Source organism: Luteibacter jiangsuensis (genome assembly GCF_011742555.1).
GTDB lineage: Bacteria > Pseudomonadota > Gammaproteobacteria > Xanthomonadales > Rhodanobacteraceae > Luteibacter > Luteibacter jiangsuensis.
Genome location: NZ_JAAQQR010000004.1, coordinates 269,121 through 288,254 on the forward strand (window position 1 = coordinate 269,121; position 19,134 = coordinate 288,254).

The 19,134-nt window shown below is 66.2% G+C and carries 12 protein-coding genes; 4 read left to right on the forward strand and 8 right to left on the reverse strand.

Annotation, left to right across the window (positions count from 1 at the left end):
- Window positions 1–58 precede the first annotated feature (58 nt).
- The 4 genes from crcB (at window position 59) to HBF26_RS11150 (ending at window position 3,389) form a co-directional block, all read left to right on the forward strand.
- Window positions 59–448 (forward strand): fluoride efflux transporter CrcB, encoded by a 390-nt coding sequence (gene crcB / locus HBF26_RS11135; RefSeq protein ID WP_167126016.1) that lies wholly within the window; start codon window positions 59–61, stop codon window positions 446–448.
- A gap of 23 nt (window positions 449–471) precedes the next feature.
- Entirely contained in the window at window positions 472–1,596 is a 1,125-nt protein-coding gene (cfa, locus tag HBF26_RS11140; protein WP_167126019.1) for a cyclopropane fatty acyl phospholipid synthase, read from the forward strand.
- Between the two features lie 50 nt (window positions 1,597–1,646).
- The gene (locus tag HBF26_RS11145; RefSeq protein ID WP_167126022.1) at window positions 1,647–3,077 is read left to right on the forward strand and encodes an MFS transporter; all 1,431 of its coding nucleotides are present in this window, start codon (window positions 1,647–1,649) and stop codon (window positions 3,075–3,077) included.
- 102 nt (window positions 3,078–3,179) lie between these two features.
- Window positions 3,180–3,389 carry a hypothetical protein gene (locus HBF26_RS11150; protein WP_167126025.1) on the forward strand — a complete coding sequence of 70 codons (210 nt, stop codon included), beginning with the start codon at window positions 3,180–3,182 and terminating at the stop codon, window positions 3,387–3,389.
- Here the strand turns inward: HBF26_RS11150 and HBF26_RS11155 are convergent.
- From HBF26_RS11155 to HBF26_RS11190, 8 genes are all read right to left on the reverse strand, one after another.
- Window positions 3,364–3,765 carry a hypothetical protein gene (locus tag HBF26_RS11155; protein WP_167126028.1) on the reverse strand — a complete coding sequence of 134 codons (402 nt, stop codon included), beginning with the start codon at window positions 3,763–3,765 and terminating at the stop codon, window positions 3,364–3,366. The genes HBF26_RS11150 and HBF26_RS11155 overlap by 26 nt on opposite strands.
- 109 nt (window positions 3,766–3,874) lie before the next feature.
- Complete coding sequence (locus HBF26_RS11160) at window positions 3,875–6,310, reverse strand: GH92 family glycosyl hydrolase (RefSeq protein WP_167126031.1); 2,436 nt, start codon at window positions 6,308–6,310, stop codon at window positions 3,875–3,877.
- Window positions 6,311–6,321: 11 nt separating this feature from the next.
- Window positions 6,322–7,722, reverse strand: coding sequence for a glycoside hydrolase family 125 protein (locus HBF26_RS11165; protein ID WP_167126545.1), 1,401 nt, complete (start codon window positions 7,720–7,722; stop codon window positions 6,322–6,324).
- Window positions 7,723–7,742: 20 nt separating this feature from the next.
- The gene (locus tag HBF26_RS11170; protein WP_167126034.1) at window positions 7,743–10,367 is read right to left on the reverse strand and encodes a beta-mannosidase; all 2,625 of its coding nucleotides are present in this window, start codon (window positions 10,365–10,367) and stop codon (window positions 7,743–7,745) included.
- Window positions 10,367–12,985 carry a TonB-dependent receptor gene (locus HBF26_RS11175; protein ID WP_240151315.1) on the reverse strand — a complete coding sequence of 873 codons (2,619 nt, stop codon included), beginning with the start codon at window positions 12,983–12,985 and terminating at the stop codon, window positions 10,367–10,369. Before HBF26_RS11175 ends, HBF26_RS11170 begins: the two co-directional genes overlap by 1 nt.
- A gap of 776 nt (window positions 12,986–13,761) precedes the next feature.
- Complete coding sequence (gene murD / locus HBF26_RS11180; RefSeq protein ID WP_167126037.1) at window positions 13,762–15,114, reverse strand: UDP-N-acetylmuramoyl-L-alanine--D-glutamate ligase; 1,353 nt, start codon at window positions 15,112–15,114, stop codon at window positions 13,762–13,764.
- Window positions 15,101–16,450: a UDP-N-acetyl-alpha-D-muramoyl-L-alanyl-L-glutamate epimerase gene (gene murL / locus HBF26_RS11185; RefSeq protein WP_167126039.1), complete on the reverse strand. Its 1,350-nt coding sequence runs from the start codon at window positions 16,448–16,450 to the stop codon at window positions 15,101–15,103. Before murL ends, murD begins: the two co-directional genes overlap by 14 nt.
- Window positions 16,447–19,008, reverse strand: coding sequence for a bifunctional aspartate kinase/diaminopimelate decarboxylase (locus tag HBF26_RS11190; protein WP_167126551.1), 2,562 nt, complete (start codon window positions 19,006–19,008; stop codon window positions 16,447–16,449). The genes murL and HBF26_RS11190 overlap by 4 nt, the downstream gene beginning before the upstream one ends.
- Between the last annotated feature and the right edge of the window lie 126 nt (window positions 19,009–19,134).

The following is a 19,134-nucleotide window of genomic DNA, read 5'->3' on the forward strand; positions in this document are numbered from 1 at the left end:
TCGCCGTCGGACGGGCAGCGGGGGCATAATCGTTCCATCGATCGTTCGTGGGGGTATCGTGGGCTACACCGGGTTCCTGGCCGTCGGCGTGGGCGGCATGCTGGGTTGCTGGCTTCGCTGGTGGCTGGCGGTCGCCTTCAATCCACTCTTCCCGACGCTTCCCCTCGGCACCCTTGCGGCCAACCTGACGGGCGGTCTGCTGATGGGCGTGGCCCTCGGGGTGTTCGACCATTTCCAGACGCTGCCGGTCGAGGTGCGCCTGCTCGTCGCCACCGGGTTCCTCGGCGGCCTGACCACGTTCTCCACCTTCTCCGCCGAAGCCTCCGCATTGCTGCTGCGTCAGCAGTACGCCTGGTTCGCGGCGCACGTATCGGTCAACCTGGCCGGGTCCATCGCCATGACGATCGCCGGCCTGGCGATCACTCGCGGGGTACTGCGGCACTTCTGAGGATCACAAGGAATCTTTACTCGATGAGCCACGATTCTTCTTCCCTCAAGGCCCGCGCACAGGAACTGCTGGAACACGCCGGCGTCACCATCGGCGGCAGCCGCCCCACCGATCTCGTCATCCACGACGAACGCACCTACGCCCGCGTTTTCGCGCATGGCTCGCTGGGACTCGGCGAGTCCTACATGGACGGCTGGTGGGACGTGGTCGACATGCCCGGCTTCTTCACCAAGGTTCTGTCGTCGCACCTGGACGAATCGCTGCGCACGCTCGACACGTTGATCGCGCACTTGAAGGCCCGGTTTCTCAACATGCAGCGCGGCGAGCACGCCTGGGAGGTGGGCCGCCAGCATTACGACCTGGGCAATGACCTGTTCGAGGCCATGCTCGGCAAGCGACTGGTGTATTCGTGCGGCTACTGGGCGCAGGCGCAGAACCTCGACGATGCCCAGGAAGCCAAGCTCGACCTCATCTGTCGCAAGCTCCGGTTGAAGCCCGGCCAGCGCATCCTCGACATCGGCTGCGGCTGGGGCGAGGCGCTGAAGTTCGCCGCGGAGCGTTACGGTGTCAGCGGTGTGGGCGTCACCATTTCGCGCGAACAGTCGGCCTTCGCGCAGGACCTGTGCCAGGGTCTGCCCATCGAGATTCGCCTTCAGGACTACCACGAGCTCGACGAGCGCTTCGACGCCATCCTTTCCGTGGGCATGTTCGAGCATGTCGGGGGAAAGAACTACCGCAGCTGGTTCGAGGTGGCGCGGCGCTGCCTGCAACCCGGCGGCCTGGTCGTGCTTCACAGCATCGGCAGCAACGCGGCGCCCGGCAGGCCGGACCCGTGGATCGAGAAGTACATTTTTCCCAACTCGGTCATTCCCGCCATGAGCCAGGTGGCCGCGGCGCTGGAGGGCCTCTTCGTGGTCGAGGACTGGCACAACTTCGGCGCGGACTACGACCGTACGCTGATGGCATGGCGCGACAACTTCGACGCCGCGTGGCCGCGCCTCTCGGCGAGCTATGACGAACGGTTCCGCCGCATGTGGCACTTCTATCTCGGCTGTTCGGCGGGCGTCTTCCGAAGCCGGCGCGACCAGCTCTGGCAACTCACCCTTTCGGCGGAGGGCGTGCCGGGCGGGTACCGCGTGCCGCGTTGATCGCCCCGCGTTGACGGAACCTGCTCGCGCGGGCCTCTAGGCTCGGGCCGATGAACGAACTCGTCGAAACCGATGTCCCCGCAAGGCTCGATCGACTGCGCTGGGGACGTTTCCACACCCTCGTCGCCACGGCGCTCGGCATCACCTGGGTGCTCGACGGACTCGAAGTCACTGTCACGGGCGCCATTGCCGGTGCCCTGAAGTCCAGCCCCGTGCTGCGCCTCAGCGACATGCAGGTGGGGCTTGCCGGCAGTCTTTATCTTGTCGGCGCCGTGGCGGGCGCCCTGTTTTTCGGCTGGCTCACCGACCGCCTGGGACGAAAGAAGCTATTCACCGTCACCCTCGGCCTTTATCTCAGCGCCACGGCCGCTACCGCACTGTCTCCCGACTTCGCCACGTTCGCGCTCTTCCGCCTGTTGACGGGCGCGGGCATCGGGGGCGAATACGCGGCCATCAACTCGGCGATCCAGGAGCTGATCCCGGCGCGCTACCGCGGGCACACGGACCTCGTGATCAACGGCAGCTTCTGGCTGGGCGCCGCCGCGGGTGCGCTCGGGGCCGTGCTGCTGCTCGACAGCGGGTGGCTGCCGCCGGAGATCGGCTGGCGGCTTACGTTCGGCCTCGGGGCCGTGCTTGGCCTGGGCATCCTGTTCCTGCGCCGCTGGATCCCCGAAAGCCCGCGCTGGCTCATGTTGCACGGGCGGGTCGAGGAAGCCGAGGCCATCGTGGCGGACATCGAGACGCGCCTCCAGGCGCCTCCCCCGGACACCGCCCTCCCCCGTCTTCGCCTGCGGCCGCGCGGCCTGTCGCTTAGCGACGTGGCAGTCACCCTCTTCCGTACCTACCCGAAACGCACCCTGCTGGGCGTGGTACTCATGGCGACGCAGGCCTTCTTCTACAACGCCATCTTCTTTACCTATGCGCTGGTGCTGGGTCGCTTCTATGGGGTGGCCGATGCCGCGGTCGGGCTGTATCTGCTGCCCTTCGCCGCGGGCAATTTCCTCGGACCGCTCCTGCTCGGGCGGCTGTTCGACACAGTGGGACGGCGGCCGATGATCGCGGCCACCTATGCCCTCTCGGGTCTGCTGCTGTTCGCCACCGCGTGGCTCTTCGTGCATGGACATCTGGATGCCCGCACGCAGACGCTCGCCTGGAGCCTCGTGTTCTTCTTCGCCTCCGCCGCGGCCAGTTCCGCCTACCTGACCGTGAGCGAGAGCTTCCCGCTTGAGCTGCGCGCCCTTGCCATTGCGTTGTTCTATGCATTCGGCACGGCGCTCGGCGGGGTCGCCGGCCCGTGGCTTTTCGGGACGCTCATCGGCACCGGAGAACGCGGCGCCATCGGCGGCGGCTATGTCCTGGGCGCGTCGCTCATGCTCGTCGGGGCCGCCGCGGCCTGGTGGCTCGGCATCGCGGCGGAACGCCGCTCCCTGGAAGACGTCGCCACGCCCCTCGGCCACATCGGCGGCCGGGGCGACAGCTGACGCCGGTCTTCACCCCGTTTCCAGGCTTGGGACAGCACTTTCCTGCGCGGCCGGCTAGAATGCCGCTCCAGTCACTCGAACGTTCACCAGGGAATTGCAGGCGTGCAGCAACGAAATTTCGCCGTGTCGGTGGTCCAGCCCGGCGGTAAGGTCGCCATCGAGATCGAGTTCAACGAGAAGATCCACGGCCTCTCGGGCGACACCCTGTGGCTGTCTCTCGAGGAAAACACCACCGTGGAAGACGCCGAAGCGCTGCGCGCGCTGTTCGAGCGCCTCGGTCATCGCATCACGGTGACGAACGTACGCTCCTGACCGGGCCGGTCTCCTTCACGGCCACCGCCAGAGGCACCACCCGGGGCATCAGACGGTGGTGGTTCACGCCATGGAGTTTCCCGCAGCCCAGGCACCGACGCGCCATCCCCAGCCCACGCCTTGCCGCGCGCGGCGGGGCAAGCAGGCACCCGCAGACGTAGCAGCCGGGAAGGGCGCCACGATCCCACAACCGTAACCGGACCGTCTGGATCGCTGCGATCGCCAGCGCCAGGACGATGCCACCGGCAAAAGCCCATGCGGGCAGGTTCGAATACAGCGACAGGATGGCCAGGTCGCCCTGCGCCGGCTGCACGGCCTTCAACGCGGCGGCGGCGACGGTACCGGCCGCCAGCGCAAGGCCGGCGGGCAGGTACATCCGAAAATACATCCGTCCCACATACGACATATCGAGCCCCCCATACCCGCCGGAACCTCCCGGCGAGGGGAGATTGTCGTCATGGGGGTCTATCGATTGTGAATGCGGCTCAGGCCTTGGCCGGTTCGCCGAACGACGGTGGACGGTCCGCCAGGGCCTTGCCGAAGTTCTCGTTCGGCGTGTCGCCCATCACGAAACTCAGCGTGCCGCCGGCCACGAGTTCCTTGTGCGGAATCCAGCTCTTCGTCCAGGGCTTGCCGTTCCACGTGACCGACTGGATGTAAGCGCGGCCCGGCCCGTTCTCCTTCGTCTCCACGACCAGCGTGCGGCCCTCGCCCACCTGCACCTCGGCGCGATCGAGGATCGGGCTTCCGAACACATAGTTCGTGCTCACCGGATCGACCGCGTAGAGGCCCATGGCGCTCATGACGTACCAGGCGCTCATCTGGCCGCAGTCCTCGTTGCCGGCAAGCCCGTCGGGTTCGGGCAGGTACATCGTCTCCAGCAGCATGCGCACGCGCGCCTGCGTCTTGTGATGCGAGCCCGTGTACGCGTAGAGATAGGGCACATGGTGCCCGGGCTCGTTGCCGAACGCGTACTGGCCCACAAGGCCCGCGATATCCGGCGGCGCATTGTCCGGCAGGACGGGCTCGGCGTTGAAGAGGCCGTCCAGCTTCTTCTCGAAAGCCTGCTCCCCGCCGAACAGCGCCATGTAGTTATACAGGTCGTGCTGATTCAGGAACGTGGCCTGCCAGGCGTTGGATTCCGTGAAATCGCGCCAGCGGTTCGAATGGCCGATGGACACCGGATCGAACGGTTCGATCCAGGTACCGTCCGCCGCGCGCGGACGCACGAACTGCGTCTGCTTGTCGAACACGTTGGCGTAATTCTTCGACTGCTTCAGCAGCGCCGAGGCATCGTCGCCGTGACCCAGTGCATTGGCCATATGCGCCACTGCCCAGTCGTCGTACGCGTATTCGAGCGTTTTGCTCACGGCCTCCCCTTCCTTGTCGCTCGGAATGAAGCCCAGCTTGCGGTAGTAAGGAAGCCCGAAGTAATCGTCCTGCAGGGCGCGGCGGCGGAAGACCGGCCAGGCCTTCGCATAGTCGATGCCCTTGAAACCCTTCGCCTGCGCCTCGGCCACCACCACGGCCGAGTGGTAGCCGATCATGCAGACCGTCTCGATACCTTGCAGCGGCCATACGGGTGCCCCGCTGGGGCTTTCCACGGCATTGCGCACGATGCCGTCCACGAGGTCGGGCACGCGGTCGGACTGGTAGAGCGTGAGCAGCGGATGCTCGGCGCGATAGGTATCCCACAGCGAGTAGGTGCTGTAGTTGTGCCGGCCTTCCGGCAGCGTGTGCACCGCCTTGTCCATGCCGCGATAACGGCCGTCGATGTCGCTGAACACCGTGGGCGCCAGCATCGTGTGATACAGCGCGCTGTAGAACGTGCGCTTGATCTTGTCCGAACCGGAGTCGATACGGATCTTCGACAGCTCGCGCTCCCACTCGGCTTCCGCCGAGGCACGGATGCCGTCGAAGTCCCAGGCCGGCATCTCGCCGTCGAGGTTGCGCATGGCGCCGTCGATGTCGACGCCGGAGATGCCCACCTTCACCAGGAGCGGCTCCGACGAGGCCTTGTCGAAATGCAGCGCGGCCTTCAGGTGATCGCCCTTGGCCGTGATGCTGCCCTTCGGCAGCGCCTTGTCTTCGGAATAGAAGGTGGCGCTTGCGATGGGCCGCGAGACCTTCATCGCGAAGTAGATGACGCGGCCGCTGGCCCACTGCCACACACGACGGCCACCCACGAGCGTGTCGTTGCCCACCAGGGTGAGTTCGGCGTCGGTGACCTTTGCCGGCTTGTCCATCGCATCGGCGAAACCGTGCGTGAGGTCGATGAGCAGGTGCGCGTCGCCGTCCTTGCCGAAGGTGTAGCGATGCATGCCTGCGCGCAGCGTGGCGGTCAGCTCGGCGAGGATGTCGAAACGCGTGAGCTTGGCGCGGTAGTAACCGGGATGGGCCTGCTCGCCGGTGTAGTGCGAGCGGTAGCCCTTCACACCGGTCTTGTAGCCCTTCGGCGCCTTGTCGCCGCTGACCTTCTGCGCGTCGAAGCGCGACACGTAGTTCACGCCGTCGTAGTCGCGGTCGCCCGGCTGGAGCAGCACCGGGCCCATCGAGGGCATGACCAGGAAGTCCAGCATATCGGCGGCGCCGGTGCCGGACAGATGGGTGTGCGAGAAGCCCATGATCGAACCGTCGCCCTGGTGATAACCGGACGAGCCGTCCCATTGCGCGTTGTACGTATCGGGGCTGAGCTGCACCATGCCGAAAGGCCGCGTCGCACCCGGGTAGGTGTGACCGTGGCCGCCCGTGCCGACGAAAACGTCGACGTAACGCAGGACACCCGCCCCGGCGGTGCCGCCGCCGGGTGCGGGCGTCTTGAGGCCTTCCTGCACGCCATCGGCCAGCGCGGTGAGGGAGCCGAGCTGACCGAAGGCCGTGACGGCGGCCATCCCTTGCAGAAAACGTCGACGGGTAACCATGACTGCTCCAGTTACAAAGTATCGGGATGTTTGTCGGCGAGGTGGACCACCAGTTCGCCGAACAACGTGTTGGCCCAGGCGAACCACGAGCGCGTGAACTGCTTCGGGTCGTCCTGGTCGAAGGCCTCGTGCATGAAGCCGGTGCCTGCGTGGGTGGTTTTCAACCAGTGCAGGCACTGGCGAATCTCCGCGGTGTCGTCCGTGGTGAAGGCCTTCATCATGATGGACATGGGCCAGATCATGCGCAGGCCCTCATGGGGGCCGCCGACGCCTTCGCCCGCGCTGCCCTTGAAGAAATACGGGTTGTCCAGGCTCCACACCTTCGCGCGGGTGCGGGCATAGCGCGCATCGTGGGGCGTGCACTCCAGATACGGCAGGGAGAGCAGGCTCGGCACGTTGGCGTCGTCCATGAACAGGCGATTGCCGTAACCGTCGACTTCGTAGGCCCAGTAGTCGCCGGCCGCGTCCGGGATGGTGCCGAACTTCTCCACCGCGGCGGCAACCTCGTCGGCGGTGGCCTTGCATTCGTTCGCGAACGCCTGGTCGCCGTACAGCGCCGTGTGCATCTCCGCCAGGCGGCGCAGCGTCACCACGGCGAACAGGTTGCCCGGAATGTTGAACGCGTACACCGTCGCGTCGTCCGAGGGACGGAACATGGCATGGATCATGCCCACCGGGCGCGTGGGCTGGCCGTAACCGTCGAGGAACTGGCTTTCCGTGGGCTTCGGCGAGGTGCGCAGGAAACGGTATGGACCGTGGCCGTCCTTGCGCTGCTGCTCGCGGAACGTCTCCAGGATACGCCGCGTGGCAGCACGCCAGGCGTCGTCGAACGGTTCGCGATCGCCGGTGGCCTTCCAGTAGCCGTAGGCCAGCCGAACGGGGTAGCACAGCGAGTCGATCTCCCATTTGCGCTCACCCACGCCGGGCAGCATGGGGAGGTCCGCCTGGGCCCAGTCGAGCTTGCTCCTGCCCTTGGGATCGGGAAGGAACGCGTTGGCGTAAGGGTCGATCGAGATGCAGCGCGCCTGCCGGCGGATGAGGCCGCGGAAGAGCTTGCGCAGCGCTTCGTCCTTGGTGACGAGAGGCAGGTAAGGCCACACCTGGGCCGATGAATCGCGCAGCCACATCGCGTCGATGTCGCCGGTAACGACGAAGGTGTCCTCGTAACCGTCCAGACGTCCCACTTCCACTGTGGTGTCGAGCGTGTTCGGGAAGCAGTTTTCGAACAGCCAGGCGAGTTCGGGATCCTTGATCTTCTTTTTCGTCTTCGCGATCAGCGCTTCGACCGCTTCGCTGGTGAACTTGCGTTTGCCCACGGGCGGACGCTTGCTCGGAAAGCGCGGGGCCGCCATGGCGGCCATGCCGCCAGTGCCCAGCACGGCCGCGGTCGGCACCAGCGAAAGCCACTTCATGAGGTTGCGTCGGTTCGGATTCACGGCGTGGTCTCCTTCAGGGCGTCGACGAGCGAGCGTAACGTCAAAGTGCGGCGGAGCGTATCGATGTCGACCTTGCCATCGATGGCGATGTCGACCTTTTCGCCCGGTAACAGGTCGAACGCGTTGTTGTCGAGGCGCACGTCGAGATCGCCGGTATCCACCCAGACAGCGCGGGCAAGACGCTTTGCCGATACGGTGAGGACATAGCCGTTCGCGCCCTGGCGAAGGCGGCTGGAAAGCTCCGGCTTCGGCAGGGCCAGCGTGCGGGCGGCGCCGAAGTACAGCAGGTGATGCGCCACGACCTTGCCCTGCTCCAGCAGGTCGAACGACACCACGGTCTTGCGCGAATCGGCACCCTTCAGAAGCGCTGCGTCGGCTACGGTCGTCACCTTGGTGCTCGACAGCGCTTTCGCGTTCACCGGTTGGCTGGACTCGCGCAGCAGCTTGCCGCCCATGTCGTACACACGGGTGCGGAGGGTAGCGGCGAAGTCGGCGGTGCGATCGGAGACGGCGAAGACCTCGGTCGTGCCGTCGCGGCGCAGGGGCACCACGTCCACCGGCGCGTAGAAGCGCTTCGCATGGAACTGCAGCGCCTTCCAGCGATTGAAGTAATCCACGCTGGCCCACGAGGCGCCGGGCCACACGTCGTTCAACTGCCAGTAGAGCGAGCCCATGCTGCGCGGGCGCGCGCTGCGAAGGTGTTCGGCAGCAAGCTCGATGCCTTCGGCCTGCATCACCTGGCTCAGGTACACGAAGGACGGGAAGTCCTTCGGCTCGCCGTACTCCTGACGGATGTACAGCAGCAGGCGCTGGTTGCCGTCGCCGTTGGCGAACTTCTGGTGCGCACGCATCACCTTCGATTCGGGCTGCATGTCGCCTTCGGACGCGAAGGCCTTGATGGTCGCCATCACCGGGAACGACTGCAAGCCATATTCCGACTGGAAGCGGGGCGTCACGTCCAGGTAGTGCGAGATAGGCTCCGAACCCGACCACACCTTCCAGTAGTGGAAGTCGCCGTCGCTCTCGACGTTGGCGGGCCCGTCGTAGTCGGTGCTGGGCGAACTGGCCCAGTACGGCACCTGCGGGGAGAGGTCGTTGACGACCTTGCGCAGGGTCTTGCCGAAGAGCTCGCGCATGCCGTCGTCGATGCGCTTCACTTCGTCCGCGTTGACGAACTTGCGGAAGTCCTGGCGGTCCGGCCAGTCGTCCCAGCCGGTCTGCACTTCGTTGTTACCGGCCCACAACACGATGGACGGATGGTCGCGCAGGCGCGTGACCTGCTCAACCGCCTCGATGCGCGCGTTCTCGCGGAAGGCCGGGTCGTAGGGCGTGATGGCACCGCCATACATGAAGTCCTGCCAGATCATGATGCCGAGCCGGTCGGCGGCCGCGTAGAACGCATCGTCCTGGTAGGTGCCGCCGCCCCACATGCGCAGCATGTTCATGTTGGCGTCCTTCGCGGAATGAAGGATCGCCTCCATGCGCTGCGGCGTCACGCGCGTTGGGAAACTGTCGAACGGAATGAGGTTGGCGCCCTTGGCGAAGATGGGCACGCCGTTTACGACGAAGGCGAAGCCCCTGCCCCACTGGTCCCTCTCGCGGCGCAGTTCCACCGTGCGCAGGCCCGTCTCGCGGTCCACGCTGGCGACGGTGGCACCGTCGGCGGTGACTTCGGCGTGGAACCGGTAGAGGTTCGGCTCGCCGTAACCGACCGGCCACCAGCGTTGCGGGTGCGCGATCGACACGGGCAGCGACACGTGATTCTCGCCCTTGGCGAGGGTCGCCTCGTGCTCCTCGTGGCCGCGGGTGCCGTCGGGCGCGGTCCAGTCGATCTTGAGCGTGACCGGGCCGCCCTTGTCCGCGCGGAGGTCGAACTGTGCGTCGAGGCTGGCGCTGTCGGCATCCACATGGCTCTGGGCCACGTGGAAGTCCGCCAGCCGGGTCGTGTCCCAGCTTTCCAGGCGCACCGGGCGCCAGATGCCGAGGGTGACGTAGCGCGGGCCCCAATCCCAACCGTACTGGTAATTGGCCTTGCGCACGTAATTGGAGGTTTGCTTGCCCTTGGGCTCGTCGCCGAAGGCGGAATCGAATTCGCCCGGCAGCGAGTACGGCTGCTTCATGAGCCAGGGCAGCAGGCGCGCGATGGGCGACTGCAGATGCACGTCCAGCGTGTTGGTGCCCTTGCGCAGATTGCCCTTCACCGGCACGCGCCACTGGCGGAACATGTTGTCCGCCACCAGCATCTTCTTGCCGTTGAGCGAAACCTCGGCGAACGTGTCGAGGCCGTCGAAAACGAGATCGACGTGGCCGCGCGCCAGGGTGGCCGCATCCACGTCGAAGTCCAGGCGGTAATCCCAGTCGGAAAGACCGATCCATTGCAGGCCGGCCTCGTTGTCGCGCCAGAACGGATCCTCGATCCGCTTCAGCGCCAGGAGGTCGGTCTGGACGACCCCCGGCACCTGTGCCGGGAGCCAGTCCTTCAGTTCGGCGTGCGCGCCCGCTTCCGTCCCTTGCGCGAGACGGAAGCGCCAGCCGGAGGAAAGGTCTTTCTCCCCCGGCGGGCTGGCGCTGGCCGCTCCGGCGGCAAGCCAGAACGCCAGTGCCAGCGACGCGCGGCGCATCACAGCTTGAAGCCCAGCGACAGCGTGTACGTACGGCCGTTCTTGTACGAATAGAGCGGCTGGCTCGGGCGATCGTCGTAGACCTGGTAGGTCTCGTCGAGCAGGTTGGTGCCGTCAAGCGAGATGCGCATGTGGTCGTTGATCTGGTAGCCGACGGAAGCGTCGAGTTCCCTGAAGATACCCGTGATCTGCTGAGACTGCAGCGCCGCGATCGAAGTGAAGTACGACGAGCGCCAGCTGTAGGTCACGCGCGCGCTCCACGGGCCCTGCTCGAAGAACGGCGACAGGTTGAACGAGTTCTTCGAGTTGTACGGCAGCGGGAAGTCGTTGCTGGTGTCCGCGTCCGAGTACGTGTAGTTCGCCAGCATGCCGAAGCCCAGACCGAAATTCTGCTGGTAGCTGATCGACGCGCCCTTGACCTTGGCCACGCCCGCGTTGACCGGCACCTGCATCTGGTACACGTCGTCGCGCTGGTTGGTCAGGTTGTACTGGGTTTCCAGCACCTGGGTGTTGAGGATGTAGCCGGAGATGCGGCGGAAGAACAGTTCCGCAGCCAGCACGCTGTTCTCGGAGAAGTACCACTCGGCCGAGAAGTCGTAGTTGGTCGACTTGTACGGGCCCAGGTCCGTATTGCCGCGCGAGCCGGTGAGGCTCCGGTCGTCGAGCGCCACGTACGGGGTCATCTGCTGGTAGCGCGGACGGGCGATCGTCTGCGCGTAAGCGAAGCGCAAGGTCAGGTCCTGCGCCACGTCGTACGCGATGTTCAGCGACGGCAGCCAGTTGTGGTACGCGCTGCGCTTGTTCACCGGCGCGTAGGTGTCGGTGCCCACCGAGTTGTAACCGTCCACCGTGTCGCGCGTGCGGAAGTAGCGCACGCCCAGGTTGCCGCGGTAGTTGTCACCTGCGAAATCGCCCTGGATGTAGAACGCGCGGTTCTGTTCCTGGATGGCGTAGGTGGCCTTCGGATCGATCGGCGCGCCGTACTGGTCGACGAGCGCGTTCACGCTGTCCTTCAGCCCGCCCTTGCTGATGGTGGTCCAGTTGGCCATGCTCGGCGTGGCGTTCAGGCCACCGAGGAAGCCGTCCGGGGTCTGGCCGCCGGCGAAGTCGGCCAGGGTGTTACCCGCCAGCCCCATGTCGGCGAGCGACGGGAAGCGCGCGGCGTAGGCGTCCTGACCGTTGTAATGGTTGGTGGCCTTCACGCCCACTTCGATCTGGTTGAGCGGGCCCCAGGTGACATCGTGCGAGAAGTCGGCCTGAAAGTAGCGCTCGCGATCATAGGTGGGCGCCCGGCTGAAGCCCACGCCGTTGAGCACCGCCTGCGACGGGTTGTCCGGGAAGTGGTAATTGATCTGCGGATGCTCGCCGGCGAGATTCCAGTCGTAGCCGCCGAGGCTCTTCACCTGAGCATTCCAGATGCCCTCCGAGCCACCGGTCGAGCCGGTGTAGCCGATCTGGCTGGAGGCGCGCCAACCGTCGCCATACCAATCCGCGCGCAACTGCGCCGTACCGGTATTGACCTTCGACTCGCGCTCGTAGCCGTCGAGATAGGTCGGCGCTTCCGGACCGTACGACGCGCCGGTGATCACGCCGTTGTTGACGCTCGCCGACGTGGCATACGGCGCGGAGCTCGACCAGTCGCCGTAGCGGCTCTGGTTGTAGTTGTCGAACTTCTCGGTCACATAGAGGCCGGTGAAGTTCAGCTCGAAGCTGTCGTTCGGCTTCCACTGCAGGCCGGTGGACACGCCGTCGCGCTTGCGGCGCTGCTGGAACCACGCAGTGTTGATCGCGGTCGGGTACACCGGCTGCTGGTCCGCCGGCACGACGCCCGGGGCGAACTGGTGGTTGGGGTTCGTGTCAGTCGGATCGTTCGCGCGCTGGTAGCCGAAGATCTCGGTGCCCTGGCGATCGATGATGCGGTCGGAGTGCATCAGCGAACCGAGCACACCGAAGGTGTTGTCCTTGTTCTTCCAGCTGTAGAGCACCGACGCGTTCGGCTTGCCGGTGTCCGCGCGGTCGTTGTAGCCGTAGCTCACCGTGCCGGTCAGCGTGTTGGCCTTGAGGTCCAGCGGACGACGCGTGTTCACGATGACGGTGCCGCCGATCGAACCTTCGTCGATGTTCGCCTGCGGGGTCTTGTACACCTGCGCATTGCCGATGATTTCGGAGGTCAGCAGGCTGTAGTCGAAGGAGCGGCTGTCCGGATTGTTCGGATCAGAGGTCCAGTTGGTGGAGGCGAGCGTCTGGCCGTTCAGCAGCAGGCGGTTCAGCGCCGGATCCGTGCCGAGGATGCTGACCTTGTCGCCTTCGCCGAAGTTGCGGTCCACGCTGATGCCCGGAAGGTGCGACAGCGATTCGGCCACGTTGGTATCCGGGAACTTGCCCACGTCTTCGGCCGAGATGGCGTCGACGATGGAATCGGAGTTCCGCTTCAGGTCGAGCGACTTCTGCAAGCTCGCGCGGATACCGGTGACGGTGATGCCTTCGAGGCTCGCGGCGTTCTGTGCATCGGTCTGGGCGGGCGCCGCGGCGGCAGGCTTCGCCGGGGTGCTCGTGGCGGGCGCGGGGGTAGCCGCGTCCTGCGCCATCGCGCTGCCCGTGGCGAGCAGGCCGGCCATGATGGCCATGGAAAGTGCGCTGATCCGGTGATTCACTTCTTTGCTCCTGGGAGAGGAAACGGCACGGAAACGCGCGCTCGCGCGCTCGCTCCCGCACTGGGGGATGTCGTTTTTCTCGAAGCGAACGCCACCGCGCCGGCCTGGGCCCGCGTTGGTGTCTTTCGCTTCCGTTGATTCGTTCTGGCCCTGCTTACTCCGGCGACCGCGATCTGCGCGGGCATGGCCCCACCGCGCGCGTTCCGTCGTCGTTGCAGTGGTATGACGTGCTTGATTCTCCGAGGGCGCTGACAACGTTGTCAACCAATTTTTTAACTCGATCTAAAGCTACCGGCGATCATCTAACTAGCTAATTTATCTAGATATTTCATCCTGAATAAAATAGTGCGCTGCGCAAATTCTCAGGTCCCGTTTGGATCGATCCATGCGTTCGATCGCCATCCGCCGCTGGACGTAAACGACTATGGGCGCAGGCTTTTTCCTCGATGCAGAAACCGCTGGTGCGTGCAGCGGACGATTTGCGTTCGATGTTGCACTGCAACGAGAAATTCACATGGCATTGGCGAATTGATGCTCGGTGAAATGCCCCTCGCTTGCGGGATCCCGGGCCGTCGGGCCGCGGCACAGATTTTTCCGGTTCATCGCGGAAGGCCGGGGACGCATGCCGCATGCATCGGTTCATTCGCCAAGGCGAATGCGTGTGGCCAGCGGCTGGCGCCGCCGTCGCCTCGGCCTCGCCAACTGCGCAAAAAAGCAGATGGACGACCGCGACGCGCCGATCAGGCGATGCCGAGGCCCTGGATGCTTGCCGTGCTCGCCTGGAAACCCGCCAGTTCGGCGAAGCGCTTTCCGCGCTCGGTGTAGTCGTGGAACTGGTCGAAGCTCGGTGCGCCGGGAGAGAGGAGAACGCATCCCTGCCCTGCGAGCGCCGCACGCGCCGCCGCCACAGCGGCCGGAAGGTCGGTGGCGCGATAGACGCCCGGCACGCCCGCCTCTTCGAGGGCATCCGCGATACGCGGGCCGTTCGCGCCCTGGCACACGATGGCCTCTGGGGCGGCCGTGCGCATCGCCTCCACGAACGGCACCCAGTCGAGACCGCGATCGTGTCCGCCGACGATGAGCGCGGTGCGTTTCCCACCCATCGTTTCGAGTGCCGCCAGACTGGCCAAGGGCGTCGTGCTGATCGAGTCGTTTATCCAGTCGAGTCCGTCGTGCGTACCCAACGGCTGCAGCCGGTGCGGCAGGGGGACGAAGGTGGACAGCGCAGGCGCCGCCGCGCGGGCGTCCAGACCCATGATCTCCAGGACCGCCAGCGCCGCGCAGGCGTTGAGTGCGTTGTGCAATCCTGGCGCGGCCACCCGGGCGGCCTCGATGACCTGCTCGTCGCCACGGCGTATCCAGCCGTCGGCCACATGCCATCCCGATGCATCGCCGAAGGTATGCAGGCCCGGATGATCCAGGGCGCGCGTCAGCAGCAACGGCTGCGTCGCATTGACCAGCACCTGCGCCGACGCCGAGAGAAGCTTGAGCTTGTCGTCCACGTAGCGCTCGCGCGTGCCGTGCCAGTCGAGGTGTTCCTCGTACAGACTGGTGACCACGCCGAGATGGACCCCCATGGCCTCGCCCGTCTGGAAGCTCGACAGTTCGATGACCCAGAGGTCTGCGCTGGCATCGTCGAGTTCCAGCATCGGCATCCCGATGTTGCCGGCCAGCGCGGTGCGCACGCCGAGGAATCGTGCAAGGTGGGCAATGAGGGCCGACGTGGTGCTCTTGCCCTTGGTGCCGGTCACGGCCACCGTGCGCGCATCGACGTGTTCGCCAAACCACAGCGCGCTGCCCGACGTGAACCGCGTGCCTCGCACTTGCGCATCGAGCAGCTCGGGCTTGTATGCCGAGATGCCGGGCGATTTCACCACTACCTGGTAGGCGGCAAGCGCGTGTGCATCGGGCGTCACGTCGCGAACGTCCACCGAGGGAAAGGCGGCCCGCGCCGCCTCGGCTTCGCTGGTGCTGCAGAACAGCGTCACCGGCTGGCCGGGCAAGTGCCGGGCCAGCGCGGCGAGGGCGGCACGGCCCTCGCGGCCGAACCCCCACACCGCGACGCGCTTGTCGCGCAGCTCAGCCCAGCGCATCCAGCGCTCCAAGCAGTCGCTGCGGAACGAGGTGCGATGCGCCGGGTTTCAACCACGGTTCCAGCCCCAGCTCGTCGGGCTGCAATTGCGGGAGGATTTCCGTGCGGAAGCGTGCGACGAGCGCATCTTCACGCCATTCGGGGCGCTCGGCCAGCGCGGCAAGCGCGGCACGTGCCTCGGCCCCCTCGCCCACGCACTCGAACGGCTTGTGGTCCTTGTATTCCAGCAACGCATCGAACGCGCCGGCGAGCGCGTCGTCGTCGAGCAGGTTGCGGCCGAAGATCGACAGCAGCCGCGGCTTTGCCATGAACGGCGCCAGCGCCAGGAACACGAAGTGACATTTCGGACACTGGCCGCACCAGCGATCCGCGGGCTTGGGCCCGAGGATGCGGAAATTGCGGTTGCAGCTGGAAAACACATTGAAGTATTCCGCGCCGAGGCGCGCGAACGCGCTCGTCACCGCCAGCTCGGACCAGGGCCGCAGGAGCGAGCAGTAGTCGAGGTCGGCGGCCACATGCGTATGCAGGTAGTCGTGCAGGCTCTTCTCGAAGCCGAAGCCCTTGCTCCACTGGTGGTTCACTTCCTGCCCGTCGTATTCCAGCGTGGCGACCGACGCGGAGCGCTCGTTCGCGAACACGATGGAATCGTAGCCGTAGAGGATGGCAGCGACCGCAAGGATGACCGAGTTGATGGCGGTGACCGGAATATGCCCGTTCCATGCGCCCAGCCGGTTGAGCTCGAAGAGCCCCGGCGCGAGTTCGCGCGAGATGTTCAGCGTGGGCAGGCCGGTGCGCGCGGCGCATTCCGCGATGAGCGGCGAGTTGCCCACCCAGGTGGCCGTGGCATCGGCGCCGATTGACTTCACGGCTTCGACAGCCACGACGGAATCCTTGCCACCGCCGATCGGCAGCAGCGACCGCGGCGGAAGTCCTGCCGCCGTCGCCGGCACCGTGGCATGCCGCTTGAAAGGAAACGCGATGCGCCCGCGCAGATCCAGCCGGTTGCGGTACGCGAACTCGGCCAGCCCGTGCAGATACAGCGCATCCAGCAGGCGTGCCGTGGGCTCGTCCAGCGGCTGCCCCTCGACCACGATGCCTGCCGGAATGCCCGCCTTGTAATAGCTGACGCCGGCAACGAGGTGGAGCAGGCGCAGGGCCGCCGCGAGGGCGGCCTCGCGCTCCGGCGGCACGGCCGGCGCGCCGGGGAAGGTCACGCGTTCCACCAGTTCCGGGCCGTCGTCGAAGGCGTAGACCAGTTCGGCGACGCCGTCGGCGAACGTGTTGCGAACGAAGCGGAACTGCTGGCTGTTGCGTGGATCGATGAAGGTGTCCGTCACGGCAGCAGCACCTCGTCGGCTTCGTCGCGCAGGTTGTAACGCGACGACATGACTGCACCGTACGCGCCCCCTTGCGCCACGAGGATCACGTCGTCTTCCTTCGATTCCGGCAGGCGACGGTCGGAGCCAAGGATGTCGCCCGATTCGCAGATGGGGCCCACCACCTGGTACATCGTGGTCGCGGGCTCATCCATGCGCGACAGGTTGACGATCTCGTGCCATGCGTCGTACAGCGCAGGCCGGATCAGGCTGTTCATGCCCGTGTCGAGCCCGAGGTAACGCGTGTTCGCGCCCTTTTCCTTCTCCTGCGTGACCTTCGCCAGCAGCACGCCGCAGTCCGCAACGAGATAGCGGCCGGGCTCCATCCACAGCTGGAACTGCGGATACGCCTGGCGCACCGAGGTCAGCACGCGATCGAGCGCGGCCACGTCGAGCGCCGTCTCGCCGGGATGCGACGGCACGCCCAGCCCGCCGCCGATGTTCAGCACCGTGATGGTGCCGATACGCTCCGCCAGCGCGGCCAGCTGCGAATAGACCTCGCCCCAGTGCGCGGCATCGAGGATGCCCGAACCAAGGTGCGCATGCAGGCCGATCACCCGCGCGCCGGCCGCGTCGGCAAGGCGCAGGAAGCGGTCGATATGTTCGATCGGCACACCGAACTTGCTGCCCGTGCCGCCCGTTTTGACTTTCTCGTGATGGCCCAGGCCGCGGCCGAGGTCCACCCGGAGCACGATATCGCGCCCAGCGAACATGTCGCCCCAGTGTTCCATGGGATGCAGGGCGTCGATCGTGATCGTGGCGCGGGTCTGCAAGGCGGTGGCGAAGTCGCGGCGAGAGGCGAAATTGGGAGTGAACAGCAGCGGCACGTCGGCCGGCACCGCCGCGGAAACCGCGGCCAGTTCACCCGGCGAGACGCATTCGAACGCGAACCCTTCTTCCGCGAGCACCTTGAGGATGCCCGGATGCGTGTTCGCCTTCACCGCGTAATGCGCGCGGTCCACGGCTTTCAACGACTTTACCCGGCGCGCCTGCGCGCGCACGGTGGGCAGGTGGTACACGTAACGCGGCGTGCGTTCTTCCGCGAGGCGCAGCAGCGTCGGGCGCTCGCCGTGCCACCAGGCAGCCGCCGACGCGGTCTGCTCGCCGCTGCCGTAGAGCGATTGCCAGGATGATCCGAACACCATGCTGTCGTCGGTGCGCAGGGCACCGGCGCCGATCAGGAGTTCATGCAGCCGAGGCAACATATCGTCCACCACGTCTTCGTCGACCACGAAGGTCAGGTTGAGGTTGTTCGACGATTGCGAGATCAGGTGCACGCGCAGCTGGCCGAATTCCGCCAGCACGCCCGACAGCTTGTGCAACATCGAACGCATGCCGCGCCCGACGAGCGTGATGGCCGCGCACGGCGCGATCACCTTGACCCGGCACACGCGTGCCAGATCCGCGGCTAGCGCGGCGATGGCGTCGGAATCGAGCAGGTTTTCCGTCGGGTCCAGCGACACCGTGACGTTCGTTTCCGCCGAGCCGATCAGGTCTACCGACAGGCCGTGCCGCTTGAACGCGTCGAACACGTCGGCGAGAAAGCCCACCTGCTGCCACATGCCCACCGATTCCATGGAAACGAGGGTGATGCCCTTGCGCGCGCTGATCGCCTTGATGCTCGGCGCATGCTCGCGCACTTCCGGGCCGATGGCGGTGCCTTCCAGTTCCGGCCGGTTCGTGTCCTTGATCAGCAAGGGCACCCGCGGCTCGCGCAACGGCGAAAGGCAGCGCGGGTGCAGCACCTTCGCGCCCGTGGAGGCAATTTCCTGGGCTTCTTCGTAATCGAGACGCTGGAGCAGCCGCGCGCCCGCCACCTGCCGGGGGTTGGCGCTGAACATGCCGGCCACGTCGGTCCAGATCTCCACGCGCGACGCGGCGAGCAAGGCGCCGAAATACGCTGCCGACGTATCCGATCCGCCGCGGCCGAGCAGCACGGTGCGTCCCGCATCGTCCTGCGCGATGAAGCCTTGCGTGATGAAGACCTCGCCACGTTCCGCCAGGGCGGCGGAAAGCGCCGCGTCGTGGCGAGGCTCCACCATCGCCGAAAGCAGGCGCGTGCGCTCGTTCTGGTTCGGCAGCGCGATGGACCGCAGGCACTCGCGCGCGTCGACCCATGTGGTGGGCAGACCGTTGGCCGACAGGAACGCCGCGCCCAGCGCGCTCGACATCAGCTCACCGTGCGCCTGCACGCGGGCCTGCCAGGCCAGGTCGCCCAGCTCCGCCGCGCCGGCTTCGGCCAGCGCCGCCATGTCGGCCAGACGGGCACCCAGGGTGTCCGGCATCGCCAGCGACATCTCGGCGAGCAGGGCATGGTGGCGATCGGCCAGTGCGGAGGCCGCTTCCGAGCGGCGTTTCGATTCCGTGTGCGTGCAAAGCTGTTTCAGGCCGTCGGTGATGCCGGACAGGGCCGAGACCACGATCAGCACGCGTGCGCCTTCGGCGCGGCGGCTGGCGGCCAGCTCGAGGATATTGCGCCAGCGTGCGGCGGTGGCCACGGAGGTGCCGCCGAACTTCATGACGATCCAGGGCGCGTTGACGGGCAACGGCGCGTTTGCGATTTCGCTCACGGGACTCTTTGGGTTGGGTGGGGAAAGCGAGAAAGGCCGGAGATTCCGGCAAATTGACGAAAGTGTTGCGCTGCA